Below are 23,438 nucleotides of genomic sequence, written 5' to 3' on the forward strand. Positions count from 1 at the left end.
CCTTAAAAGAGCTGGCCGTTGATCATCGCGAGATGATCGGCGATGGGACCGAGCGCGAGGCTGGGCAGGAAGGTCAGGCCGCCGACGATCAGCACGATGCCGATCAGCAAGCCCGTCCACAGCGGCCCCGTGGTGGGGAAGCTGCCCGCCGATTCGGGCGTATATTTCTTCGCCGCCAGGCCTCCCGCGATAGCCAGCATGGGGATGATGATGAAGAAACGGCCGATCCACATCGCGACGCCCAGCATGCCATTATAGAAAGGCGTGTTGGCGGTGAGGCCCGCAAAGGCCGAGCCGTTGTTCGCGACCGCGCTGGTGAAGGCGTAAAGGATCTCGGAAAAGCCGTGCGGCCCCTTGTTGAGCGGCCCGGCCAGCCCCGCCTCGGTCACCGACGCGATCGCGGTGAAGCCGAGGATGATCAGCGGCAGCACCGCGATCGCGAGCACCGCGAGCTTGACCTCGCGCGCCTCGATCTTCTTGCCGACATATTCGGGGGTACGCCCGACCATCAGACCCGCGACGAAGATCGCGAGGATCGCGAACAGCAGGAAGCCATAGATGCCCGCGCCAACGCCGCCGATGACGACTTCGCCAAGCTGCATGTTGAACAGCGGGATCATCCCGCCGAGCGCGGTGAAGCTGTCGTGCATCGCATTGACCGCGCCGCACGACGCCGCGGTGGTGACGACCGAGAAGAGCGACGAGGCCGCGATGCCGAAGCGAACCTCCTTGCCTTCCATATTGCCGCCGGCGGCGCCAAGCTGGTGAAGGATCGGGTTGCCGGCGGCTTCCTGCCAATAGGTGATGGCGGTGCCAGCAACGAACAGCGTCATCATCGCGGCGAGGATCGCCCAGCCCTGACGCTGGTTGCCCACGGCGCGGCCGAAGGTCCAGGTCAGCCCGACCCCGATCGCGAAGATCGAGAGCATCTGGACGAGGTTGGTTAGTGCGGTCGGGTTCTCGAACGGATGCGCGCTGTTGGCGTTGAAGAAGCCGCCGCCGTTGGTGCCGAGCATCTTGATCGCTTCCTGGCTGGCGACCGGACCCAGCGCGAGCGTCTGCTTCGCGCCCTCGAGCGTCGTCACGTCGACCGAACCCGCCAGTGTCTGTGGCACGCCGCTCGCGATGTAGAAGATCGCGATGGCAACGCAGAGCGGCAGCAGCAGGTAGAGCGTCACGCGCGTCATATCGGCCCAGAAATTGCCGATCGTTTTCATCTCGCGCCTCGCGAAGCCGCGAAACAACGCGAAAGCGAGCGCAATCCCCGTCGCAGCCGAGAGGAAATTGTGAATGGTAAGGCCAAGCATCTGGCTGAGGTTCGACATCGTCGACTCGCCGCCATAGCTCTGCCAGTTGGTGTTGGCGGTGAAACTGATCGCCGTGTTGAACGCGAGATCCGCGCTCGTGCCGTCATGTCCGAGCGGATTGAGCGGCAGCACGCCCTGCAGGCGCAGGATCGCATAGGTGAAGAGCAGCAGCGTCGCATTGAAGATCAGCATATGGATCGCGTAGCGCCGCCACCCCTGCTCCTCGTTCGGGTCGATACCCGAAAGGCGGTAAAAGCCGGTTTCGACCGGCCCCAGTATGCGGTGCAGGGGCGTCCGTCGCCCCTCGTAGAGCGCGAAGAGCAATTGCCCCACCGGCTTGCAGAGCAGGAGCAGGATCGCGACGAACGCGACGATGAGAAACCATCCCTGAAAGGTCATGGGTTCGCCTCCCTTAGAAGCGTTCGGGCCGTGCGAGCACGGCCACGAGATAGAAAAGAAGACCGAGCGCGGTGGCGCCCGCGAGCCAGAGGTCGAGTGTCATCGCCATCCGTCCTTCACGCGTCGTCGCACAGGCGGGCATAGCCAAGGCTTGCCGAGACCAGACAGAGGATGAGGCCGATCCAGAGAAGATCCTGCATGGGTTTGCTCCAGCATGGCGCTGGCCACGGTGTGTGGCACGAGTCGTCTGCGGACCGTCAAATAGGAGAGTCGCACGTTTTAATGCGAGAGACCGAAAGGCCGGCTCGCATAGTATTCTCGTATGATTTCTCCGTTTTTCGGGCTGCGGCGCACGCGGGACTCGGTTCGCCGCGCCATCCCCCCATCTTCGGACCACGCGAGTGGCAAGAGCACCGGTTGAAAACCATCGCTTCTTTGTCGTCGATGCCACGATGAACGATTGCTCATCGCGCGGGCGACCTCTTTTTGACTTCTCGATCCCCGCATTACGCCCTACCGCAACCGCACCGCAGGGCGGCAGGGAGGTTTGAATGGCGGACTGGACGGCATGGATCGGGCGCCGGATCGCGCAGCAGGATGTGCTGACGCCCTCGGCGCTCGCGCGGTTCCGCGCGACGATCGACAGCGACGAGATCGGCGACGTCGCTGCGCAGGCGATCCATTGGTGCCTGTGCCTGCCCGACGCGCCGACCGCGACGCTCGGCCCCGACGGCCACCCGCTGCGCGCGGACAGTCCCGACAGTTTCATGCCGCCGATCCCGCTGCCACGCCGCATGTGGGCCGCGAGCGACGTGCGCTTCCATGCCCCGATCGCCGCCGGTGCGGCGATCGCGCGGACCTCGACGCTCGCGGCGATCAAGGAGAAGAACGGCGCGACCGGCCAGCTCGTCTTTGCCGAGGTCGAGCATGAAACGCGCGCCGATGGCGTATTGGCCGTAAGCGAGCGCCAGACGATCGTGTTCCGCGCGCCCGCACCGGTCGCGGCCCCCGCGCCCGCGCCGGTATCGACGGACGCGCCCGATCTGTCAGACTGGACATGGCGGCGCGACCTGGTGCCCAGCGAGGCGATGCTGTTCCGCTATTCGGCGCTGACCTTCAACAGCCACCGCATTCACTACGACCTGCCCTATGCCCGCGATGAGGAAGGCTATCGCGGCCTCGTCGTCCACGGACCGCTGACCGCGACCTTGCTGCTCGACCTCGCCCAGCGCGAACTGGGTGCCAACGCACTGGCGGCGTTCACGATGCGCGCACAGGCACCGGCCTTTGTCGGTGAGCCGATGCACCTCGTCGGGCGCGCGAAGGATGGCGGCTGGGAAATGGCGGCGATCGGCCCCGACGGACGAACCATCATGGCGGCGGAGGCGAAGGCATGAACAAACTGGTCTTGCGCGAGGACAGGGACGGCGTCGCGACCCTGACGCTCAACCGCGCGACAAAGCGCAACGCGCTCAACCTTGCGCTGTGGGGCGAACTCGACGCCCATGCCGACGCGATTGCCGCCGCGGGCGATGCAATCGGCGCGGTGGTGTTGCGCGCCGACGGCCCGGTGTTCTGCGCGGGCAACGACCTCAAGGAGCGCGGGCTGCAAGCGCCCCGTCCGCATTATCAGGCGTCGATCGTCACGAAGCTGGCCGATCTGCCGCAACCGCTGATCGTCGCGGTGCAGGGTGGCTGCTTCACCGGCGGCCTCGAGCTCGCGCTCGCCGGCGACATCATCGTCGCGGGCGCAAGCGCGCATTTCGCCGATACGCACGGCAAATTTGGGCTGGTACCGATCTGGGGCATGAGCCAGCGCCTCCCCCGCCGGGTCGGCGCCTGGAAGGCACGCGAGATGAGCTTCACCGGCCTGCCGGTGAGCGGCGCCGAGGCCGCGCGCATCGGCCTCGCCAATCATTGCGTCGCCGATGCCGATCTGGAGGCGACGACGCGGACGCTGGCCGAGGCGATTGCCGGCCAATCGCGGCACAGCGTCTTTGCGTACAAGAAGCTCTATCGCGAACAGGCGGATTTGCCGCTGGCTGCCGGACTGGCGCATGAGGTGTTCAACAGCGCCGGGGTGGCGCCCGATTTCGCCGAACGGGTGGCGAAGCAGTTTTAGGATCCTCCCCGGAACGGGGAGGATCGGCATCACCCGATCGCCTTGCCCTCCTCGACGCTCGCCCATTGGCGCCCGTCGTGGCCGAACAGGATCTGCGTCCCCGCTACCCGCTGCTGCTGCAAAAACGCCATCGTTCGCATCCCCGCCTCGCGGTCGACCACCGCTTTTTGCAGCACCATCAGGTCGAGGTTGCGTTCGGTGTAGCAGCAGTCCGCCGCGAGCAGCACCTCGCGTCCGCTCGGCAGCTTGACGATCACGCTCTGGTGCCCCGGTGTGTGGCCATAGGTCGGCACGATCCGCACGCTGCCGTCGCCGAACAGGTCGCACTCGCCGTCGATCGCCTTCACCGGCTGGCCGGTGGCATAATCGAGCGCCTCGTACAGCCCCGCCTCCTCGGTCGCCTGCGCCGCCGCCAGTTCGCGCGACTGCACGATCATCGTCGCATTGGGCAGGCTGGCATTGCCGCCGCAATGGTCGATGTGGAGGTGCGAGTTGATCACCCAGTCGATGCTCGCGGGATCGACGTCGATGCTTTTCAGCCGCGCAGCGATCTCCTGCCCCTCGAAAAACTGCAGCCCGAACTTGTTCGCCGGCAGCGCGGTTTCGAGCGTGCGGCGATAGCGCACCCCCATGCCGGTATCGAACAGCGCGCGGCCCTTGGGATGGTCGATCAGATAGGAGGGCACCGGCCCTTTCAGATAGTCGCCCTCCTCGCCTTCGATGAAATAGCCCGGGCGGCACTGGAACCAGCCAGTGTTGAAGGCATAAAGGGTGAGCGTGCCGGTCACCGTTCGGTATATTCCGGGGGGCGCTTGCCGAGGAAGGCGGCGAGCGCTTCCTTGTGATCCTCGGTCGCCGACAGGATCACCTGCTGCCGGTCCTCGATCGCCATCGCCGCGTCGAGGCTCTGCGCATCGATATTGAGATTGAGCGCCTGCTTCGAGAGCCGCAGCCCCCAGGGTGCGGTCGCGAGCATTTCGTCAGCCAGCGCGAGCCCGCGGTCGAGCAGCGCCTCTTCTGCGACGATCTCGCTGATCAGCCCGGCGCGCAAAGCCCGCTCGGCGTCGATGAAGCGCCCGGTCAGGATCATCTCCGACGCCAGACTCGCCCCGACAAGGCGCGGCAGAAAATAGCTCGACGCCATGTCGCAGCCGCCAAGCCCGATACGGATATAGGCGGCGTTGCAGCGAAAGCTCGGCGTCCCGTAGCGCACATCGGAGGCGAGCAGCAGCGACAGTCCGCCGCCCGCCGCGGCGCCATGGCCGAGCGCGATGATCGGCTGCGGACAGGCGCGCATCTTGCGATAGATATTGCCGATGCTCGTCTGGGTGCGCAGCGTGCGCAGCACCGGGGTTTCGTCGGTCGACCGGTCTTCCTGGATGTCGAGCCCGGCACAGAAACCGCGCCCCGCGCCGCGCAGGATGACGACGCGCACGTCCTTGCGATCCGCGAGGCCGCCGAAATAGGCGTTGAGTTCGTCGACCAGCCCTTCGCTGAGCGCGTTCAGCCGATCGGGCCGGTGGAGCGTCGCGATCTCGACCTGCCCACGCGTCTCGATCAGCAGCTCGCTCACAGCGTCTGCCCGTCGTCGACGGTGATCACGCTGCCGGTAATGCCGAGCGCCGCGTCGGAGCAGAGCATGAGCAACGGCGTATGAAGGTCGGTCGCGGGACGCATGCGCTGGCGCGGAAAGCTCTTCACCATCTGCGCGCCGACATCGCTGTCGAACAGTTCGGCGGTCATTTCGGATTCGAAATAGCCCGGCTGGATGACATTGACGCTGATCCCGCGCCGCGCCCATTCGCGCGCCAGCGCCTTGCCGAGGTGGCGCACCGCCGCCTTGGTCGCGCCATAGACCGAGGTCGCGGGAAACACCTTCTCGGCGGTGATCGAGCCGATCAGGACGATGCGGCCATGCTGCTTCTCGCGGGCCCCCGCCTTATCGAGTCGCTTGGCGCCCTCGGTCGCGGTCAGGAAGACGCCGCGGACATTGGCCGCGAGCAGGAAATCGACGTCGTCGACCGACAGCCCGAAGGCCATCTTCTCGGTGGCGACCCCGGCATTGGCGACGATCGTGTCGACCGTGCCGAACGCCGCCTCGGCGGCATTATAGGCGGCAATGGTCGACGCTTCGTCGGTGACGTCCATCGACACCGCGATCGCCTGCCCGCCCGAGGCCTCGATCGCCGCGACTTGCTCGGCGAGTTTGTCGGCACGGCGCGCGGCGAGCACGACCTTCGCGCCCGACGCGGCGAGCACCCTCGCGAAACCCGCACCCAGCCCCGACGAGGCCCCGGTGACGAGCGCGACGCGGCCCGTCAGGTCGAACTTGGGTTGCTCCGCCATCGTCTCTCCCTTTCGTTGAACGATCCGGCCTTGGCGCCAATTGACGTTTACGTCAACCAGTCGAACCAATGGCCGCCGTAACGACAAGGGGAGTTGACAGAGTTTATTTGTTCTCTTAATGTTCTCGTTGTGCACAAACAACCTTTCCCCCGTCGCGGCTGCCAAGCGCGGCGGACGGGGGATAAAGGTTCCTCTTTGCCCCCTTTCACGCCAGAGCATTGATCGCGGCGGCAAACGGCGTCAGAAGCGGTGCCGTATCTGGCCAAAAAATGCGGGGGCTCGGCATGACATCTTCTTTCGGCATCGCCGGGCATCGGAGCTGAAACGATGCATGCCGTCGAAGCCTTCGAACTTGTCCTCGCTCTCCTGGCCCTCGTCATCGTGCTGCACTGGCTGGCGCTCAAGCTCCGCTGGCCGCCGGCAACGGCTTTGCTTGTGGGCGGCGGTGCGCTGGCCTTCATTCCGGGCTTGCCACATATTTCGCTCGACCCCGAACTCGCGCTCGTGCTGTTCCTGCCGCCGCTGCTGATGGACGGCGCCTATTACACCGCGCTCGGGCGCTTCCGGCGCCATCTGCCCGGCATCCTGTCGCTCGCGGTGGGTGCGGTCGTCTTCACCACCCTCGTCGTCGGCGTGGTCGCGCACTGGATTCTACCCGAGCTGTCGTGGGCCGCCTGTTTCGCGCTCGGCGCCATCGTTTCGCCGCCTGATGCCGTGTCGGCGCGCGCGGTGCTCAAGGGCGTCCACCTTCCCCGCCGGCTCGAAGCGCTGCTCGAGGGCGAAAGCCTGCTCAACGACGCGACCGGCCTGATCCTCTTCCGCTTCGCGGTCGCGGCAACGCTCAGCGGGGTTTTCGACGCCGGCGACGCCGTGCAGAGCTTCGCCTTCGTCGCACTCGGCGGCGTGGTCGTCGGTGCCGTGGTCGCCAAGGGCTGGATCATCCTTGCGAAGCGCTTCAGCGATCCGATGCTGATCATGCTGATCACGATCCTGCTCTGCTGGGCCGCCTATATCGCGGGCGAGACCGTCCATGTCTCGGGCGTGATCGCGACGGTCACCGCGGGGCTCGCCATGGGCTGGTACCAGCATGAGATCCTGCCCGCCGCGGTCCGCCTGCGCGCCAATTCGGGATGGCAGATCATGGTCTTCGTCCTCGAAGCGCTGGTGTTCATCCTGATCGGCTTTTCGCTGCGCGACGCGATCGAGCGGATTGGCGGGATCGGCACGATCCCGGGCAGCTGGGTGACTATGATGGTTGGCGTCGTCCTGACCGTCACCGTCGCGCGCTTCGTCTGGATCTTCGCGTCGGAGGCAGTGCTGGAAGCCGCGCGCCGGGTGGGCCTCGAACGCGCGCGACCGCTCGGCTGGCGGCAGGCGACGGTGCTGAGCTGGGCCGGGATGCGCGGCGTCGTGACGCTGGCGGTGCCGCTGACGCTGCCGATGGCGATGCCGGGCCGCGACCTGATGCTGATCTGCGCCTTCGCGGTGATCTTCGTGACGGTGGTCGTCCAGGGATCAAGCCTCGGCATGCTGATTCGCCGCGTCCGGCCGGTCGATGTCGATCCGCCCGCAAAGATGGCGTTGCCAGCCGCCGAAGCCGCGATGGCACGCGCGCGCTTCGCGGTGATCGAGAAACTCGCCTATGACGAGGACGGCACCCTCATCCATCCGATGATGCTCGAAGAGCATCGCAAGCGGATGAATTTCATGGAGCGCTACGAAGCCGATGCAAGCACGACGATGGACGGCTTGCGCGCGCATTTCGACGTGTTGCTTCAGGCCATCGCGGCGGGACGCGCCGAACTGATCCGCATCCACCGCGCCGGGCTGATCGAGGACGAGGTCCTCCACGAACTGGAGCGCGACCTCGACGTCGAGGAACTGGCGATGACGCTCCAGCGCGGCGACTAGAGTGGGTTAGAAGTCGAAACCGGCTTGGGTGTCGGTCTTGCCCGGCGCGGCCTTTCGGGACGTTGGGGCCGCTTCGATCGAGACCCCTTCGAGTGCGAGCATATGCGCTTTCGACGTCGATCCGCCGGGCGCCGAAAAACCCCCGATCTTGCCACCGGCGCCGGTCACGCGGTGGCACGGCACGATCAGCGGAACCGGGTTTTTCGCCATCGCCTGGCCGACGTCTCGCGCAAATTCGGGACCTGCACCGAGCGCCTTCGCGACCGCGCCATAGGTCGTCGCCTCCCCCCATCCGAGTTTGCGGACGAAGGCATAGACCTGCTCGAAAAAGAGCGACTGTTCGCCCATATCGACCGGGACCGCCGCGAAATCGACCTTTTCGCCCGCAAAATAGCGCACCACGGCATCAACCACCGCCTGCACCGCCGGCGGCGGTTCGGTCGGCCGCGCCATCGAAAACCGGCGCACCAGCGAACGCTCCGCCTCGTGCGCACTCGCCGCAGGCAGCCGCAGGCTGGAAATCCCTTTGTCGTTCCAGCCGATCGCGGCGAAGCCCGCCGCGGTCTCGAACAGATGATAGTGAATCCGCTCCGTCATGGCCCGGCCGTATATCACCGGACCGTTTCGCGAATGCAATGGCGGCCTCCCCATCGGAGCCGCACAGCCCGCCGGTGTGTACCGGCCGGCTGTGCGGCAGGATTCCGCCCTACTTCTGGTCAGCGGCGATGGCCCGTTCGCCGAGCGCCGTGACGTCGGCATAGTCGCCCGCCACATGCTTGCCCGCCCGCCCGCGAAGCAGCAAATGGCTGATTGCGGGCAAGACGAACAAGGTCAGCAGTGTCGAGGTGATCAAGCCGCCGATCACGACGATCGCGAGCGGCTTCTGCACCTCGGCGCCGGTGCCGGTGGCCAGCGCCATCGGAACGAAGCCGATGGCCGGAACGATCCCGGTCATCAGCACGGCGCGAACCCGCTCCATGACGCCTTCATTGATCGCGACGTCGACGGCTTTGCCTTCATCGATGCGCTGGTTGATGCTCGTCATCACAACGAGGCCGTTCAGCACCGTCACGCCCGAAAGCACGATGAAGCCCACCGCGGCCGATACCGAGAAGGGTAACCCCGTGAGCAGGAGCGCAAACACCCCGCCTGCCAAGGCGAGGGGGATCGCCGAATAGACCGCGACCGCCTGCCGCACGCCGCCCAAGGCCATGAACAATATGCCGAAGATCGCGGCAAAGATGATCGGAATGACGATCGACAGGCGCGCCGATGCGGCTTGCAGATTCTCGAACTGCCCGCCCCATTCGATGAAGCTGCCGGTGGGAAGTTTCACCTGCGCGTTCACCTTGTCCTGCGCTTCGGCGACGAAAGATCCGAGGTCGTTGCCGCGGACGTTGGCCTGTACGACGACGCGCCGTTTGCCGTTTTCACGGCTGACCTGGTTGAGTCCTTCGGAGAAGCCGAACTTGGCGAGTTCGCTGAGCGGCACCGATGCCCGCGAGCCACCCTCACCCGGCAGCAGCACGGGAAGCGCCCCCACCGCGTCAAGATCGTCGCGCGTCGCCCGGTCGAGCCGGACGACGATATCGAAACGCCGGTCACCTTCGAACACGATCCCGGCTTCGCGCCCGCCGAGCGCCGCCGCGACCGTATCGCTGACATCCCGAAGCGTCAGACCGTATCGGGCGATGGCATCGCGGTCGAACTGGACATCGAGCACAGGGAAGCCTGCGGTCTGTTCGACTTTGACGTCGGCGGCGCCCGGCACCGTGTTCAGGATCGCCGCCACCTGCTGCGCCGCGCGGCCCATCTCGTCGAGATCGTCGCCGTACAGCTTGATCGCGATATCGCCGCGCACCCCGGCGATCAGCTCGTTGAAACGCAGCTGGATCGGCTGGCTGATCTCGAAGGCGTTGCCGACCAAAGGTTCGAGCTTCTTCTCGACCCGCTCAATCACATCATCCTTCGTACGGACGCCGTCGGGCCAGTCACCCCGCGGCTTCAGGATGATGAAGGTATCCGACGCGTTCGGCGGCATCGGATCGCTGGCAACCTCCGCCGTGCCCGTTTTCGAATAGATGAAGGCAACCTCGGGCAATGCCGACACTGCTTTTTCGACCTGAAGCTGCATGTCCTGCGACTTGTTCAAGGATGTCGATGGAATGCGGAGCGCCTGCATCGCAAGATTCCCCTCGCCGAGCACCGGAATGAACTCGCTTCCGAGCATCCCGAACACGAGGATGGCCGCCGCGAACGTCCCGCCGCCCGCACCGATCCACGGCCAGGGGCGCGCGATGACGCGCCCCAGCACGGGCTCGTAACGCTTCTTGACCCAAGCGATCGCACGGACTTCCTTTTCGGCGACCTTGCCGCGCAAGAGCAGTGCGACCATGGCCGGAACGAAGGTCAGCGATGCGATGAACGCGCCGCCCAAAGCCAGCAACACCGTGATCGCCATCGGCGAGAAGGTCTTGCCCTCGACCCCGGTAAAGGTGAGCAGCGGCACGAACACGAGGAAGATGATCGCCTGGCCGTAGATCGTCGGCTTCACCATTTCGCGTGAGGCTTCGAACACCTCATGCAACCGCTCGCTCAACGAGAGCAATCGTCCTTCATGATGTTGTCGCTCGGCCAATCGCCTGAGACAATTTTCGATGATGATGATCGAGCCGTCGACGATCAGCCCGAAATCGAGCGCGCCGAGGCTCATGAGATTGCCCGACGTGCCGGTGATGTTCATTCCTGTTCCCATGACCAGGAACGAGATCGGGATGACCAAGGTCGCGATGACCGCGGCGCGGAAGTTTCCGAGCAGCCAGAACAACACCGCCGCGACGAGCAACGCGCCTTCGGCAAGGTTCTTTTCGACCGTACCGATCGTCGCGTCGACGAGTTGCGAGCGGTCGAGCACCGGCTTGACGACGATCCCCGGAGGCATCGACCTGGCAACATCCTCGAGGCGTTCGGCCGCCGCCGAGGCCACGATCCGGCTGTTGCCGCCCGCGAGCATCAGGACGGTGCCGACGACCAGTTCCTTGCCGTTTTCGGATGCCGACCCGGTGCGCAGTTCGCCGCCGATCTGCACGGTCGCGACATCGCGAACCATGACGGGCACCCCGCCGCGGTTCGCGACGGTCGCCCGGGAGATTTCGTCGAGGGTTCGAATGCGGCCGTCGGCGCGGACGAGGAAGGCCTCGCCGCCACGTTCGACGAAGTTCGCGCCGACCGAGATATTGGCGCGTTCGAGGGCCTCAGCGAGTTCCGAGAAGGAAATGCCATAGCTCGCCAATTTGGTCGCATCGGGCTGGACGACGAACTGCTTTTCATAACCGCCGATCGAATCAATGCCGGCGACCCCCGATACCGAGCGCAGCTGCGGGCGGATCACCCAGTCCTGGACGGTCCGCAGATACCCAAGCTTGGCGACGTCATCGACGAGGATTTCGCCGGTCGGGGTCCTGTAGGAGCCGTCCGGCTGGAAGCCCGGCTTTCCGGCAATCTTGGGATTTTTCGCATTGGCCGTCGGCGCAAAATCGACGGTGTACATCAGCACTTCGCCGAGACCCGTGGAGACCGGACCCATTTGCGGCTCGGCGCCGTCGGGCAAGGTACCCTTGGCCTGGCCCAGCCGCTCCGCAACCTGCTGGCGGGCGAAATAGAGATCGGTATCGTCCTCGAAGATCACCGTGACCTGGCTGAACCCGTTGCGCGAAATCGAGCGCGAGCTCTGCAGTCCCGGGATGCCCGCCATCGCGGTTTCAATGGGGAAGGTGACGAGGCGTTCGATGTCGAGTGGCCCCAGATTGGGTTCGACGGTGTTGATCTGAACCTGTTTGTTGGTGATGTCGGGGACGGCATCGATCGGCAGCTTGAGCAGCTGCGTCAGGCCGTAGGCCGAGATGATGAGGGTGAGGAGAACCACAGCCCAGCGAAAGCGTATCGACGCATCGAGTAGTTTTTCGATCATCTCAATGCTCCGCCTCGCCCTTGCCGATTTCGGCTTTGAGCAGGAAGGCGCCCCCGGTCGCGATGACCGCGCCCGGCTTCACCCCGTCGACGATTTCGATGCGTCCGCCGCCGCGCTTGCCGGTGACCACCGTCGTCGCCTGGAAGCCCTTGGCCGTTTTGACGAACACGACCTCGCGTCCCTCGACCGTCTGCACGGCTTCTTCGGGCAGCGCGATCAGCATGGCATCCGCTGTGCCTTGCGGCTTGATCCGCGCGCGAAGGCCTTGTCCGGGGGTCAGTCCGCCAATGCCTTCGGGAATGAGGACGATCGTCGCCGTCTTGCTCTCGGCGTCGAGGCTCGGGGTAGCCGAGCGCACCACAGCCTTGACGGTCTCACCGCCGAGCAGTTCGATGACCGCCGTATCGCCAGGCCTGATCCGGCGGGCGTCGGCCGCGAGCACCGAGGCGTTGATCTGGATATGGTTGGGATCGGAGACCCGGAACAACTCGGTTCCGGCGAGCACATAGGCACCGAGCTTGGCGTCCGATTTGGTAATCCGCCCCGAAATCAGGCTCGTCACCGCGAGGGTGCGGCCATCGCCCGACACCTTGGCGGCGGCGGCAGCCGATTGCGACCGCCGCGCCTCGGCTTCGGCTTCGGCCAGCGCTGCGGCGGCGGCCTCAAGGTCCTGCTTTGCGGTGATGCGGGCGTCGAACAGCTTCTTTTCGCGCGCATAGGTCGATCGCGCGAGCGCCAGGCGCGCCGTCGCCGAACTCCGCTCGGACGCGATGGCCGCCGCGTCGCGGCTTTCCATCACCGCCACCGATTCACCGGCGCGAACGACGTCGCCAAGGCGGCGATGGATGCGGGTGATCGCTCCGTCGGCGCGCGCCGTCAGCACCGCCTCGCCATCGGGGGTCGATGCGACGACGCCCTGTGCCAATATCTCGGAGGCCAGACCGCCGGCCTGGATCGTCTCGGTGACGATGCCGGCCCCCTTGGCGCGCGCCTCGTCCATCAGGACCAGCCCTTCGACATGGCCTTCCTCTTCCTCCTCGGCGGGAGTCGCCGCGGGTGCGACGGCCGAAGGTGCGGTCGTCGAGCGGCCGATCAAGATGCCGCCGCCACCCAGAACGAGCGCCCCGGCCGCGACGGCGGCCATCAGGCGATATTTGTTTTCGAAGATTTTCATGGTGTAGTCCCCTATTGCGCGTTCGCGCGGCCCAGCGCGGCAAGCGCGCGGGCGCGATCGAGTTCGGCTTCGATGAGTTTGAGATTCGCGCTGGTCAGCGCCTCCTGGGCATCGATCAGTTCGATGAGCGTGAACTTGCCCTGCTGGTATCCGATCTCGGCGACCCGCGCGGCTTCGCTCGCCTGAAACAGGCCGACCCCCGACAGCGCCGACACCCGTTCGTTGGCGGCCGAGAGCATCAGCTCGGCATCGCGCCGCGAGAAGCGGGTGTCGAGGCGGGCCTGTGCGAGTTGGGCCTCCGCGGCCTCGCCTTCGGCGCGCGCCGCATCGATATTGCCACGATTGCGATTGAACACCGGCAGCGGGATCGAAACACCAACGATAAACGCCGTGTCCTTGCTTTCGCGAAAGTTCCGCACCCCGCCTGACGCCGTGATGTCGGGAACGCCCTCGGCCTGCGCCTGCCGGACCCGTGCGGAGGCGGCATCGCGCTCGGCGGCGGCAAGCCGCTCGTCGAGGCTCTGCGCATCGGCTGCGAGAGCGGGAAGCGAAAGGATGTCCTGCCGAACGGCCGACAGCTCAGGATCATCGCTGCCGATGAACAGCGCCAGTTTTTGGCGAGCCGACATCAACTGCGCCATCGTCTTCAGGCTTTCGGCCTTCGCCTCGGCGAGCAGCGCATCGGCGCGCAGCTTGGTCAGCGGCGGATCGCGCCCGACATCGACGAGGGTTTCCGCGATCCGAGCCAGTTCGACCGCCCGCGCGAGAACGCTTTGCGACAGCACCGCCCGGTCTTCCGCCGCGCGGAGTTCGGCATGCGCCACGATGATGTCGTAGGACAGGTCGGCCTCGGCGCTGCGCAGTGAGATTCGGGCCAATTCGCGCTCGGCGGCGGCGACCGCTTTGCGGGCACGCCTTTTGCCGCCAAGCTCGAAGGGCTGCGAAACCGCGACGGTCGTCTCGGTCTGGCCAAAGGTCCGATAGGGTCCGGTGCCGCTGAAATTCTCGACTTCGGCGGATATGGTGGGATTTGGACGCACGCCAGCCTGCGTCGCGCGGCCTTCGGCCGCCTTCAGCTCGGCCTTGGCTCTGGCGATCCGCGGTGAGGCCTCTTGTCCGCGCGCCAAGGCGTCGGACAGCGAGACAGGTTCGGCCAATGCCGGTTGAACCGACATAGCCAGCATCCCTGCAAACAGCAGGATGCCCGATGATTTCGACATAAATACTCCCGATCAATGCGTGGAGCGCGGGCGAAATGCCCGCGCGAAGCAGTGATCAGGCGGCGGGAGGTTGGGTTGGTGGCGCGATGCTGCGCGATGCGAGCGCCACGGCGAGGCGCGGCAGATGCACGTCGCGTGCGTGCGGCCCCGACGCGGACGCCAGGCCTTCGTCCGCGACAAGGCCGGTCGGACAATGATGATGATGCACCACTTCGCCGCCGCTTTCGGTCGGCGAATTGTCGTCGCGAACCGCGTCATCCGACGGTTCCACAAAGTCATGGTGATGGCCGACAATGCCCGACGCCGCCACATTGTCATCCGCCATGGCACGCGTGTCCATGCCCGCCATCAGCGCCGCGATGAGCAACAGGAACTGGATCAGGGCCTTCCGCATCGCCCGCCAACTAACAGTCGAGTAAGAGACAGGCAAGCTGGCGATCATCGCGCCCCCGGTCGCACATAGGGCTGCAAATCGTCGGGCACCGGCATCGGCACGAACGCGCTGACGCTGGCGCGGCCCGTATTGCCGACGGGCAGCCGGCCGGTGAGCGCGCCGAGCGGGACCAGCATGATGCGCAGCACCTGCCCGAATATCTCGCGCGTGTCGCCCCGCGAGACTGCGAAGCCCAGCATTTCGAAATGCGAGGAGATATGCAACCGAAACAGGGGCTGGGCGACGATATGGGCACGCTCGAGATACCGCCAGCAGGCGGCCCAATCGCGATCGCGGCGTGCGCGCCGAAAATGATCGATCTCGTGGCGATATGCGCCGTGCCGCGCCTCCGCGGTGCTGGTCGCACGCAAGGCCCCTGAGTCTCCGATGGAGCGATGGTCTGGCATCATATTGCACCGATGTTGTTCGAGTCGGCGCCTTCCCTACACCCTGTAGCTGCTACAGGGTCAAGCCGGATCGAACGACCAGCTTGGCGGCGGCGTGATGCCACGGATGCCGTCCCGGCCCATATTTTCCCCGAAACGGTCGCGACCCGCAGCGCGAGCCCGACGCGACACACTGGCGCTTCGACGTCGTGCTGCTCGGTTGAACAGATTTGGGGGTAAGCGACGATCCGTGGAACAGCGGCGCGCGCATCAGAACCAGGCCTTGATCCCCATCACGAAACTGACGCCGCTCGCATCCTCGCCTGCGGCGCGGGCGAAGCGGGCGCTGTCGCCGACCTTGCGCGCCCATTCGACGCCGACATAGGGGGCGAATTCCTTGACCACCTCATAGCGGAGCCGCAGGCCGAGTTCGACGTCGGAGAGCCCCGAACCGATCCCGCTTTCGGGCACGTCCTGCGCCGCGAAATTGACCTCGGCCATCGGCTGGAGGATCAGCTTCTGGGTCAGGCGCTGGTCGTAACTCGCTTCGAGGCGGGCGAGCAGATCGCCCTTGTTCGACAGGAACAGCGCCCCCTCGACCTCGAACCAATAGGGCGCAAGCCCCTCGAAGCCGATCGTGGCATAGGTCCGGTCGGGGCCGTGGCCAAAGTCCTGGCGAACCCCCGCCTGCGCGTTGAAATAGGGACCGATCGCGCGGCTGTAGAGCGCCTGGACCTCGCCGCTTTCGATGCCTTCGCCGAACACCGCCTCGCCTTCGCTCTTCACCGTCAGGCGGTTGATGTCGCCGCCGTACCAGCCCTCGCCCTCCCAGCGAAAGCCGTCGCGCCCCTTGCGCGCCTGATATTCGGCAAGGTTCAGGCTGACGAAGGCGATCGTCTGGTCGCCGCCCTCCTTCATCATCTCGTGGCGCGAATGTTCCATCGCGCCGCCCGGAAAGATGCGATCGGCATACCAGTCGGTCGGCGGCGGGGGCGCCGGCGCGTCGCCGGGCGGCAGGTCGGTGCCGCTGGCACCGCCCGCCGGAACGGGCGCCGGCGCCTTCGGCGTGCAGTGCCCCATGCCCGCATGCTCGGGCGGGCAGTCGGGATCGGAGGGCGCCGGCGTGCCATGATCCATCGTTCCCATGTCGGGCATTTCCGCATCGGGTTCGCTTGGCTGCGGCGTTTCCGCATCGGGCGTGCAATGCCCCATCGCGGCATGTTCGGGCGGGCAGGCCGACGCCTTGGCCGCGGGTTTCGTCACCGGCGCGGGCGCCGACCCATGCATCGAATGATCCATCGTCTGCGCCGCCGCCGGAACGGCAAAAACCAGCGGCGCGATGCCCGACAGAAGGAGGACAAGCCGGGTCATGCGGCCTCTCCTTTCGGACGGACGCTAACGACGCGCATCATGCCGGCGTGCATATGGTAGAGGAGGTGGCAGTGGAACGCCCAGTCGCCGAGCGCATCGGCGGTGAAATCGAAACTCGCCGTCCCGCCCGGCTGGACCAGCACCGTATGCTTGCGCGGCGAGCGATCGCCCTTGCCGGTGACCAGTTCGAAGAAATGGCCGTGCAGGTGGATGGGATGGCTCATCATCGAATCGTTGATGAGGTTGATCCGCACCCGCTCGCCCTCGATGAAGGGGATGGGCTCATGATGGTCGGACATCTTCACCCCGTCGAACGACCACATGAAGCGTTCCATATTGCCGGTCAGGTGGATGTCGAGCGAACGCGAGGCAGCGCGCACGTCGGGGTTGCGATCGAGCGCGATCAGGTCGTGATAGGTCAGCACCCGGTGTCCGACATCCTCCAGCCCCTGCCCCGGCTCGCCCATGCGGTCGACGGGCATCGGCGAGATCGTCTGGACGCTCGGGTCGCGCTTGACCTGCGGCGCGACGTCGAAGTCGCGCATGCTGTGCTTCATGCCGCCGGCGCCATGTCCCATGGCGGCATGATCCGACGCCGCTCCGTCGGCGGGTGCGGGGGTGCAATGGCCCATCGCGGCATGTTCGGGTGCGCACGCCGCGTCGCCGCCCGGGGTCGCACCCCCGCCCATGTCCATGCCCATGTCCTTCATCGTGGCGAGCGGACGGGTCCGGAGCGGCGGCACCGCGGCGACCATGCCCGCACGCGGCGCCAGGGTGGCGCGGCCCAGGCCCGACCGGTCGTTGGCCTCGGCGACCAGCGTATAGGCACGGTCCTCGACCGGGGTGACGATCACATCATAGGTTTCGGCGACGGCAATCTGGAATTCGTCGATCTCGACCGGCACGATGTTGAGTCCATCGGCCTGGACGACGGTCATCCTGAGGCCCGGAATCCGGATATTGAAGATCGACATCGCCGAGGCGTTGATGATGCGCAGCCGCACGCGCTCGCCCGGGTTGAACAATGCGGTCCAGTTGTCGCGCGGCCCGTGGCCGTTGACAAGGAAGCTGTAGGTCGAGCCGTTGACGTCGGCGATGTCGGTCGGGTCCATCCGCATCGCGCCCCACGCGATCCGGTCCTTCAATGGCTGGTCCTTGCCATCCAGCAGCCCGCCCAGCGTCTGGCGCTGGTGGTTGAAATGGCCGGGATTGACCTTGAGCTTGCGGTAGATCGCCTCGGGCGACAGCAGACTGTGGTCCGACAGCACGACGACATGCTCGCGGTCGGATGCGATGGGGTCGGCGCCCGCCGGATCGATGACGATCGGACCATAATGGCCGATCTGTTCCTGAAGCCCCGAATGGCTGTGATACCAATAGGTCCCCGACTGGACGACGGGAAATTCATAGACGAAGGTCGATTTGGGCTTGATGCCCGGAAAGCTGACCCCCGGCACGCCGTCCATGTGAAAGGGCAGGATCAGCCCGTGCCAGTGGATCGAGCTGTCCTCGTCGAGGTCGTTGACCACGGTCAGGCGCGCCTGCTGCCCCTCCGTCAGGCGGACGAGCGGCGCGGGAACGGTGCCATTGATCCCGATCGCGCGACTGACCTTGCCATCGACCCGCATCGTCTGGCGCGCAATGCGCAGCGTAATGTCGTTGCCCGACACGGTGGGCAGTGTCGACGCAATGCCGGGCGAGACCGGCTGCGCCCAGGCCGGAAACCACGATGCGAGCGCGGCCGCGGTTCCACCACCCAATGCTCCGCTCACGAAACGACGCCTGTTAATCTGCATGATCTTCCTGATGGTTGCCGATTGTCTGCAATATCATACGCAGGGAATGCCGACGCCCCTTGTCGCTGCCGGCTTTTTGCGGACCGGCGGCGCGCTTGTCCACGCAAGCCTAGCCCTCGCCCCCTTCGAGCAGCGCGCGGAGCCTGCCACGTGCGCGATAGAGCCGCGTCTCGACCGTCTTTTCGCTGACCTGCAGCAGCGCCGCGGTCTCCGCCTGGCTGAGGTCCTCGACCCCGCGCAGCACCAGCACCTCGCGCAGATTGTGCGGCAGCGCCGCCATCGCGGCACGGACGCGCGCGAGTTCGGCCCGGTTTTCCGCCTCGACATCGGGGGCGGGCGCTTCGATCGCCACGTCATGCGCGCTGTCGAGCGGCAGCGCACGCGCGAAAAAGGCCCGCACCGCGCGCCGCCGCGCCCAGTCGCGGCACTTGTTGAGCGCGATGCGCGAAATCCACAGGCGAAAGGGCCGCTCGCGATCATAGCGCGACAGCGCGGCAAAGCCCGCGACGAAGCTTTCCTGGGTCAGGTCCATCGCCTCGTCGGCATCGCCGACATGGCCCCGGATCAGGCGAAAGACCGGCGCCTTGTAGCGGGCCAGAAATTCGCGATAGACATCCTGCCGCCCGGCGTCGGCGAGCGCGGCGAGTTCGCCGTCGCTACATTGCGACAGGTCGAGGCTCACCGCGCATCGGCGGTCAGCGCCTTGACCACGCGCTTGTCGAACATCGCCGCCTGCTCGCGGTCGAGCACCCCGCGCATCGCGAACAGGTGCTGGAGCGTTTCCTTTTGCAGGTCGCCCATCACCTCATGCGTCTCGTCGATCGCCTCGGTAACCTGCGGTCCATAGCCATGCTCGGCGTCGATCGCTTGCGCCAGCCGGATGTTGGCGGCGCGCATCTCGAGCTCGAGCGCATCGCGCCGCGCGGCGAACCGGGCCTCGATCAGGTGGATCTTCTTTTCCTGATCGGCGGACAATTTCAATTCGCGGTGCAATAGCGCGTGCAATTCGGTCTCGTTCGCGCGCGGCGCATCGACGAGTATCCGGCCGACGAACACACCCGCCACCGCCGCCAGAAAGGCGATCAGGCCAATGATGAGCAACCGGCGCGAAGCCATCGTCAACGCACGTCCAGCAGCGTCGATGGCGCTAGCGGACTCGCCGGAACCAGCGGCGTCAGCGGGCTCGCCGCAACCGCGGGCGGCACGACCAGGCTGCCCGCCGCGATGCCGCCGCCGAGCGAGACGAACGCCGCGAGCGCGATCGTCCGCCGCATCGCGGCGGCTTCGCGGCGGCGCGCGGCCAGCATCTGCAGCACGCGGTCGTCGAGCGCGTCCAGCGCGGCGGGCATCGCCGCCGCATTCAATATCCGAAGTTCGTCGTCCATCGGCTTTCCGCCAATCCTTTCAAAAGGACTATACGCGCGCCCGCGCCCTACCCCTCAACCGCCGCCCACCGCGAAAACTCTATTTTCCCGAGGGGGAACCCAACCGGGCTGCGTAATAGCCAAGACGGACATGCAATTGGAGTTTTTTATGACCAAATGGTTCCCCCTTCACCTCGCCGCCGCGATCGCGCTGCTATCGGCGCCCGGTGCTGCGCTGGCGCACACCAAGCTCGTCGGTTCGACACCGAGCGCGAACAGCACCGTGTCGAAGGTGACTTCGGTCCAACTGAAATTCAGCGAAAAACTCATCGCCTCGACCGTGAAGGCCGAACTGGTGATGACGGACATGCTCGGCATGAAGGATCATCCGCCGATGAAAATCGCCTTCACCTCGGCGATCGGCAAGGACGGCAAGTCGATGACGCTGCAGCCGAAACGCGCGCTCGTTCCCGGCACCTATACGGTCAAATGGTCGGCGGCCGGTGCCGACACGCACCGCATGGGCAGCGAATTCAGCTTCACGGTGAAATAGGCGATGGGCGACCTCCTCGTGCCGGGTGTCAGGTTCGCGCTTTACGCCGATCTCATGCTCCTGACGGGGCTGGCCGCCTTCCCGCTTCATGCCTTCGACCGCACGGAACGCCATATTCCCGCGCTGCTCACGCTATTCCGGCGCCCGCAACCGTGGCTCTGCGCGTTCGGGCTGCTGGTCTCGGCGGCCGGCATGGTCATCCTGACCGCCGATATGCAGGGTGTTCAGCCGGACGCGGTCGATCCCGCGATGCTGCTGGGCATTATCGGGGAAACCGGCGTCGGCGCCGCATGGACCTGTCGCATGGTGGCGCTGCTCCTCGCGGCGGCCGCGCTCTGGCGCCTCGCCAGCCATCCGGTGATCGCGGCGTGGGCCGTCGCAATCGCCGGCGCGATCGCGCTTGCGACGCTGGCATGGTCCGGCCACGCGGCGGCAAGCGAGGGTTGGGCGGGCACCATCCACCGCGCCAGCGACGCGCTGCACCTCGTCGCCGCCGCCATCTGGATCGGCGCGATCGCAGCCTTCCTGCTGTTGCTGCGTCCACGCCACGGCGCCGTACCGCCCGAATATGCGACGCTGGCGGCGCGCGGTCTCGACCGTTTCGCCCGGACCGGAACGATCTGCGTCCTCGTCATCGCGGCGACAGGGCTGGTCAACGCGCAGGCGATCGTTGGGATCGCGAATGTCGGTCAGGCGCTGGCATCGCCCTATGGGCAATGGATGCTGGCCAAGCTCCTGCTCTTCGCCGCGATGCTGGGACTTGCGGCCGCGAACCGCTGGCGGCTGACGCCCGCGCTCAGGACTGCGCTCGTCGAAGGCGAAGCCGCGCCCGCCATCGGTGCGATACGGCGGAGTCTTGCGGCCGAAATCCTCGCCGGCCTGGCGATCCTCGCCCTCATCGGCTGGCTCGGGTTGCTTGATCCGTTGCCCTGACCGGCGCCTATTGGCGCGGCGGGGGCGGATCGGGCGGCGGGGTCTCGGGCGGACGGCCGCTGTCGATCGGCAGCCGCAGGTCGATGCGCGTGCCGTTGATCTCGGTCGTCACCACGGCATTGCCGCCTTCGACCCCGATGCGTGTCGCCTCGCCGACCGGGATGGTGCCGATATCGGGAACGTCCTGCGGCTGGACCGGGCCGCGCGGATTGCTGGGCGCCGGCGCCGGTGCGGCCTTCCTGCCCGCCGCTTCGCCCATGAAGTCGCGCCAGATGCGGGCGGGCAAACCGCCGCCGTTGATCCCGGCCAGCGGGCTATTGTCGTCATTACCGATCCACACCCCGACGACGAGGCCGTTCGCATAACCGACGAACAGCGCGTCGCGATTGTCCTGGCTGGTCCCGGTCTTGCCGAAATTCGCCGTGGGTAGCCGCGCCGCGCGGCCGGTACCGCGATTGACCGCGGCGCGCAGCAGTTGCTCGATCGCGTCATGATCGCCCGACGAGAAGCTGTCCGGACCCGAAAACAGGCTTTCGAACCAGCCCGGCTTCTCGGTCTCGAAGGCGTGCGGAACGACCGGATAGCTGTTCGCCGCGACCCCGGCATAGGCGGCAGTGAGTTCGAGCAGGGTCATGCTCGACGTGCCGAGCGCAAGGCTGGGGTCGCCCTCCGCCATCGGCGAGGTAACGCCAAGATCGCGCGCGAGCGCGATGACCTTCTCGCTGCCCACCGCGTTGAACAGCCGCACCGCTGCGACATTGCTCGACGTCGCGAAGGCATCTTCGAGGCTGATCGTGTCCGAATAGGCGCCGCCGGCATTTTTGGGGCGGTAGGACCCAGTCTCGATCGGCGTGTTGGCGATGGTGTCGTCGGGATCCCAGCCGTCGCGCAGCGCGGCCAGATAGACGAACAGTTTGAAGGTCGAACCCGGCTGGCGGCGCGCCTGCGTCACCCGGTTGAAAGGGGAGTCGGCATAATCCTTGCCGCCGACCATCGCGACGACCTCGCCATTGGGGCGCATCGCGACCATCGCGACCTGCGCCTTGCCGACGCCCGCCCGGTTCACCGCGCGCCGCGCCGCCGCCTGCAATCGCGAATCGAGCGTCGTCGTGATCGTCTGGCGCGCATAGCCGACGTCGCTCAGCTTGCGCGCCTCGGGCAGCGCCCAGTCGGCGAAATAGGTGCCGGTGGGCAGCGTGTTGCGGGTGCGCACATCGATGCGCGGGGTGCGGATCGCCTTGGCCTCGGCTGTCGTGAGGTAGCCGGTGTCGACCATCGCGCCGAGCACAAGGCGCATGCGCTTTTCCGCGAGGCCGGGGTTCTTGGTTGGCGCGAGGCGCGACGGCGCCTGTACCAGCCCGGCGAGCATCGCCGCCTGCGCCGGGGTCAGTTTTTCGGGCTGGCGATAGAAATAATGCATCGACGCGGCGCGCAAGCCATAAGTGTTATCGCCGAAATAGGCGTTCGACAGATAGCGTTCGAGTATCTCGTCCTTGCTTAGCCAGGCTTCCAGCCAGAAGGCGATCAGCGCCTCGCGCGCCTTGCGTCCGAGCGTCTTCTTGGGGGTCAGGAAGGTGAATTTCGCCAGCTGTTGGGTGATCGTGCTGCCGCCCTGCGTCGAACCGCCGGTGACATTGCTCCACACCGCGCGCGCGATGCTGCGCGGGTCGACGCCCCAATGGCTGTAGAAACGCCGGTCCTCGATCGCCAGGAAGGCGCCGGTGACATGTTTGGGCAACGCGCTGGCCTTCACCGGTTCGTCGACGATCGCCCCCATGCGCGCGATCGGAGTACCGTCGGACGCCAGCAGCGTGAGTTGCGGCGGTGCAATCGGTTCGAGCGATTTCGACAAAGGCGCGGTGATCGCGAGCCAGCCGACGAGCAGGATGAAAATGATCGCGAAGATGGCGAAGCCGCGCGAAATACGGCGCAGCCATTTGCGGCGACGCGATAACGGAACCGCAACAGGCGGAGTGCCGCCATCGGGCAGCGGGGCACCACCGACGGGCGCGAGCTCGGCTGGAGGCGTGGCGGGGCGACGGAAAGCGAACATGCCTGGCGGCCGTATTAGACGGGCAATACGGTCTTGGCAAATGGCTTGGCGAGGGTCAGGGCAGAGCGGTTTTGCCACCATCGGCAACAAGTTAGTCGAT

At 66.3% G+C, this 23,438-nt stretch carries 22 protein-coding genes; 5 read left to right on the forward strand and 17 right to left on the reverse strand.

All coding sequences use genetic code 11. From position 1 onward, the window contains the following. Positions 1-2: 2 nt before the first annotated feature. Both kdpA and AC3WS4_RS21930 read right to left on the reverse strand, forming a co-directional pair. Complete coding sequence (gene kdpA / locus AC3WS4_RS21925) at positions 3-1,706, reverse strand: potassium-transporting ATPase subunit KdpA (protein ID WP_492740397.1); 1,704 nt, start codon at positions 1,704-1,706, stop codon at positions 3-5. A gap of 13 nt (positions 1,707-1,719) precedes the next feature. Next, positions 1,720-1,809, reverse strand: coding sequence for a potassium-transporting ATPase subunit F (locus tag AC3WS4_RS21930; protein ID WP_056347272.1), 90 nt, complete (start codon positions 1,807-1,809; stop codon positions 1,720-1,722). 448 nt (positions 1,810-2,257) lie between these two features. On the opposite strand from AC3WS4_RS21930, the gene AC3WS4_RS21935 reads away from it, so the two are divergent. Both AC3WS4_RS21935 and AC3WS4_RS21940 read left to right on the forward strand, forming a co-directional pair. Beyond that, on the forward strand, positions 2,258-3,103 hold the full coding sequence (locus tag AC3WS4_RS21935) for an HTD2 family dehydratase (RefSeq protein WP_492740398.1): 846 nt from the start codon (positions 2,258-2,260) through the stop codon (positions 3,101-3,103). Next, entirely contained in the window at positions 3,100-3,828 is a 729-nt protein-coding gene (locus AC3WS4_RS21940) for an enoyl-CoA hydratase/isomerase family protein (protein WP_492740399.1), read from the forward strand. The genes AC3WS4_RS21935 and AC3WS4_RS21940 overlap by 4 nt, the downstream gene beginning before the upstream one ends. Before the next feature lie 29 nt (positions 3,829-3,857). Here the strand turns inward: AC3WS4_RS21940 and AC3WS4_RS21945 are convergent, their stop codons facing one another. The 3 genes from AC3WS4_RS21945 to AC3WS4_RS21955 are packed head-to-tail and all read right to left on the reverse strand — an operon-like array spanning position 3,858 to position 6,174. After that, entirely contained in the window at positions 3,858-4,616 is a 759-nt protein-coding gene (locus AC3WS4_RS21945; protein WP_492740400.1) for an N-acyl homoserine lactonase family protein, read from the reverse strand. Continuing rightward, positions 4,613-5,401, reverse strand: a complete 789-nt coding sequence (locus AC3WS4_RS21950; protein WP_492740401.1) for an enoyl-CoA hydratase/isomerase family protein — start codon at positions 5,399-5,401, stop codon at positions 4,613-4,615. The genes AC3WS4_RS21945 and AC3WS4_RS21950 overlap by 4 nt, the downstream gene beginning before the upstream one ends. Then, positions 5,398-6,174 carry an SDR family NAD(P)-dependent oxidoreductase gene (locus tag AC3WS4_RS21955; protein ID WP_492740402.1) on the reverse strand — a complete coding sequence of 259 codons (777 nt, stop codon included), beginning with the start codon at positions 6,172-6,174 and terminating at the stop codon, positions 5,398-5,400. The genes AC3WS4_RS21950 and AC3WS4_RS21955 overlap by 4 nt, the downstream gene beginning before the upstream one ends. Before the next feature lie 327 nt (positions 6,175-6,501). Between AC3WS4_RS21955 and AC3WS4_RS21960 the strand changes: the two genes are divergently transcribed. After that, positions 6,502-8,085 (forward strand): Na+/H+ antiporter, encoded by a 1,584-nt coding sequence (locus tag AC3WS4_RS21960; RefSeq protein ID WP_492740403.1) that lies wholly within the window; start codon positions 6,502-6,504, stop codon positions 8,083-8,085. A gap of 6 nt (positions 8,086-8,091) precedes the next feature. Here the strand turns inward: AC3WS4_RS21960 and AC3WS4_RS21965 are convergent, their stop codons facing one another. The 11 genes from AC3WS4_RS21965 to AC3WS4_RS22015 all read right to left on the reverse strand — a co-directional run bounded on the left by AC3WS4_RS21965 (position 8,092) and on the right by AC3WS4_RS22015 (position 19,820). Then, positions 8,092-8,682 carry a methylated-DNA--[protein]-cysteine S-methyltransferase gene (locus AC3WS4_RS21965; RefSeq protein WP_492740404.1) on the reverse strand — a complete coding sequence of 197 codons (591 nt, stop codon included), beginning with the start codon at positions 8,680-8,682 and terminating at the stop codon, positions 8,092-8,094. Between the two features lie 109 nt (positions 8,683-8,791). Beyond that, entirely contained in the window at positions 8,792-12,055 is a 3,264-nt protein-coding gene (locus tag AC3WS4_RS21970) for an efflux RND transporter permease subunit (RefSeq protein WP_492740405.1), read from the reverse strand. Position 12,056: 1 nt separating this feature from the next. After that, on the reverse strand, positions 12,057-13,229 hold the full coding sequence (locus AC3WS4_RS21975) for an efflux RND transporter periplasmic adaptor subunit (RefSeq protein WP_492740406.1): 1,173 nt from the start codon (positions 13,227-13,229) through the stop codon (positions 12,057-12,059). A gap of 11 nt (positions 13,230-13,240) precedes the next feature. Further along, on the reverse strand, positions 13,241-14,449 hold the full coding sequence (locus AC3WS4_RS21980) for a TolC family protein (protein WP_492742983.1): 1,209 nt from the start codon (positions 14,447-14,449) through the stop codon (positions 13,241-13,243). A gap of 55 nt (positions 14,450-14,504) precedes the next feature. Beyond that, positions 14,505-14,843 (reverse strand): hypothetical protein, encoded by a 339-nt coding sequence (locus tag AC3WS4_RS21985; RefSeq protein ID WP_492742985.1) that lies wholly within the window; start codon positions 14,841-14,843, stop codon positions 14,505-14,507. A 44-nt stretch (positions 14,844-14,887) separates the two neighbouring features. Further along, positions 14,888-15,253: a DUF3703 domain-containing protein gene (locus AC3WS4_RS21990; RefSeq protein ID WP_492740409.1), complete on the reverse strand. Its 366-nt coding sequence runs from the start codon at positions 15,251-15,253 to the stop codon at positions 14,888-14,890. 285 nt (positions 15,254-15,538) lie between these two features. Further along, complete coding sequence (locus AC3WS4_RS21995) at positions 15,539-16,639, reverse strand: copper resistance protein B (protein ID WP_492740410.1); 1,101 nt, start codon at positions 16,637-16,639, stop codon at positions 15,539-15,541. Further along, positions 16,636-18,435 carry a copper resistance system multicopper oxidase gene (locus AC3WS4_RS22000; protein ID WP_492740411.1) on the reverse strand — a complete coding sequence of 600 codons (1,800 nt, stop codon included), beginning with the start codon at positions 18,433-18,435 and terminating at the stop codon, positions 16,636-16,638. The genes AC3WS4_RS21995 and AC3WS4_RS22000 overlap by 4 nt, the downstream gene beginning before the upstream one ends. Positions 18,436-18,544: 109 nt before the next feature. Then, positions 18,545-19,117: an RNA polymerase sigma factor gene (locus tag AC3WS4_RS22005; protein WP_492740412.1), complete on the reverse strand. Its 573-nt coding sequence runs from the start codon at positions 19,115-19,117 to the stop codon at positions 18,545-18,547. Continuing rightward, positions 19,114-19,551, reverse strand: coding sequence for a periplasmic heavy metal sensor (locus tag AC3WS4_RS22010; RefSeq protein ID WP_492740413.1), 438 nt, complete (start codon positions 19,549-19,551; stop codon positions 19,114-19,116). Before AC3WS4_RS22010 ends, AC3WS4_RS22005 begins: the two co-directional genes overlap by 4 nt. Positions 19,552-19,553: 2 nt before the next feature. Further along, complete coding sequence (locus AC3WS4_RS22015) at positions 19,554-19,820, reverse strand: hypothetical protein (protein WP_492740414.1); 267 nt, start codon at positions 19,818-19,820, stop codon at positions 19,554-19,556. A 148-nt stretch (positions 19,821-19,968) separates the two neighbouring features. On the opposite strand from AC3WS4_RS22015, the gene copC reads away from it, so the two are divergent. Both copC and copD read left to right on the forward strand, forming a co-directional pair. Beyond that, complete coding sequence (gene copC / locus AC3WS4_RS22020; protein ID WP_492740415.1) at positions 19,969-20,352, forward strand: copper homeostasis periplasmic binding protein CopC; 384 nt, start codon at positions 19,969-19,971, stop codon at positions 20,350-20,352. A 3-nt stretch (positions 20,353-20,355) separates the two neighbouring features. Continuing rightward, positions 20,356-21,285: a copper homeostasis membrane protein CopD gene (gene copD / locus AC3WS4_RS22025; protein ID WP_492740416.1), complete on the forward strand. Its 930-nt coding sequence runs from the start codon at positions 20,356-20,358 to the stop codon at positions 21,283-21,285. Positions 21,286-21,292: 7 nt separating this feature from the next. On the opposite strand, the gene AC3WS4_RS22030 is transcribed toward copD, so the two are convergent. Continuing rightward, positions 21,293-23,338, reverse strand: a complete 2,046-nt coding sequence (locus AC3WS4_RS22030; RefSeq protein ID WP_492740417.1) for a transglycosylase domain-containing protein — start codon at positions 23,336-23,338, stop codon at positions 21,293-21,295. Positions 23,339-23,438 lie beyond the last annotated feature (100 nt).

Source organism: Sphingopyxis sp. EU05-FHT14B03 (genome assembly GCF_058790875.1).

Coding starts and splice junctions, on each gene's coding strand:
- AC3WS4_RS21930 (WP_056347272.1), bottom strand. CDS start 1,809: ATGACACTCGACCTCTGGCTCGCGGGCGCCACCGCGCTCGGTCTTCTT.
- AC3WS4_RS21960 (WP_492740403.1), top strand. CDS start 6,502: ATGCATGCCGTCGAAGCCTTCGAACTTGTCCTCGCTCTCCTGGCCCTC.
- AC3WS4_RS22015 (WP_492740414.1), bottom strand. CDS start 19,820: ATGGACGACGAACTTCGGATATTGAATGCGGCGGCGATGCCCGCCGCG.
- copD (WP_492740416.1), top strand. CDS start 20,356: ATGGGCGACCTCCTCGTGCCGGGTGTCAGGTTCGCGCTTTACGCCGAT.
- AC3WS4_RS22000 (WP_492740411.1), bottom strand. CDS start 18,435: ATGCAGATTAACAGGCGTCGTTTCGTGAGCGGAGCATTGGGTGGTGGA.
- AC3WS4_RS21980 (WP_492742983.1), bottom strand. CDS start 14,449: ATGTCGAAATCATCGGGCATCCTGCTGTTTGCAGGGATGCTGGCTATG.
- AC3WS4_RS21935 (WP_492740398.1), top strand. CDS start 2,258: ATGGCGGACTGGACGGCATGGATCGGGCGCCGGATCGCGCAGCAGGAT.
- kdpA (WP_492740397.1), bottom strand. CDS start 1,706: ATGACCTTTCAGGGATGGTTTCTCATCGTCGCGTTCGTCGCGATCCTG.
- AC3WS4_RS21955 (WP_492740402.1), bottom strand. CDS start 6,174: ATGGCGGAGCAACCCAAGTTCGACCTGACGGGCCGCGTCGCGCTCGTC.
- AC3WS4_RS21985 (WP_492742985.1), bottom strand. CDS start 14,843: ATGCGGAAGGCCCTGATCCAGTTCCTGTTGCTCATCGCGGCGCTGATG.
- AC3WS4_RS22010 (WP_492740413.1), bottom strand. CDS start 19,551: ATGGCTTCGCGCCGGTTGCTCATCATTGGCCTGATCGCCTTTCTGGCG.
- copC (WP_492740415.1), top strand. CDS start 19,969: ATGACCAAATGGTTCCCCCTTCACCTCGCCGCCGCGATCGCGCTGCTA.
- AC3WS4_RS21970 (WP_492740405.1), bottom strand. CDS start 12,055: ATGATCGAAAAACTACTCGATGCGTCGATACGCTTTCGCTGGGCTGTG.
- AC3WS4_RS21940 (WP_492740399.1), top strand. CDS start 3,100: ATGAACAAACTGGTCTTGCGCGAGGACAGGGACGGCGTCGCGACCCTG.
- AC3WS4_RS21975 (WP_492740406.1), bottom strand. CDS start 13,229: ATGAAAATCTTCGAAAACAAATATCGCCTGATGGCCGCCGTCGCGGCC.
- AC3WS4_RS21965 (WP_492740404.1), bottom strand. CDS start 8,682: ATGACGGAGCGGATTCACTATCATCTGTTCGAGACCGCGGCGGGCTTC.
- AC3WS4_RS21995 (WP_492740410.1), bottom strand. CDS start 16,639: ATGACCCGGCTTGTCCTCCTTCTGTCGGGCATCGCGCCGCTGGTTTTT.
- AC3WS4_RS22030 (WP_492740417.1), bottom strand. CDS start 23,338: ATGTTCGCTTTCCGTCGCCCCGCCACGCCTCCAGCCGAGCTCGCGCCC.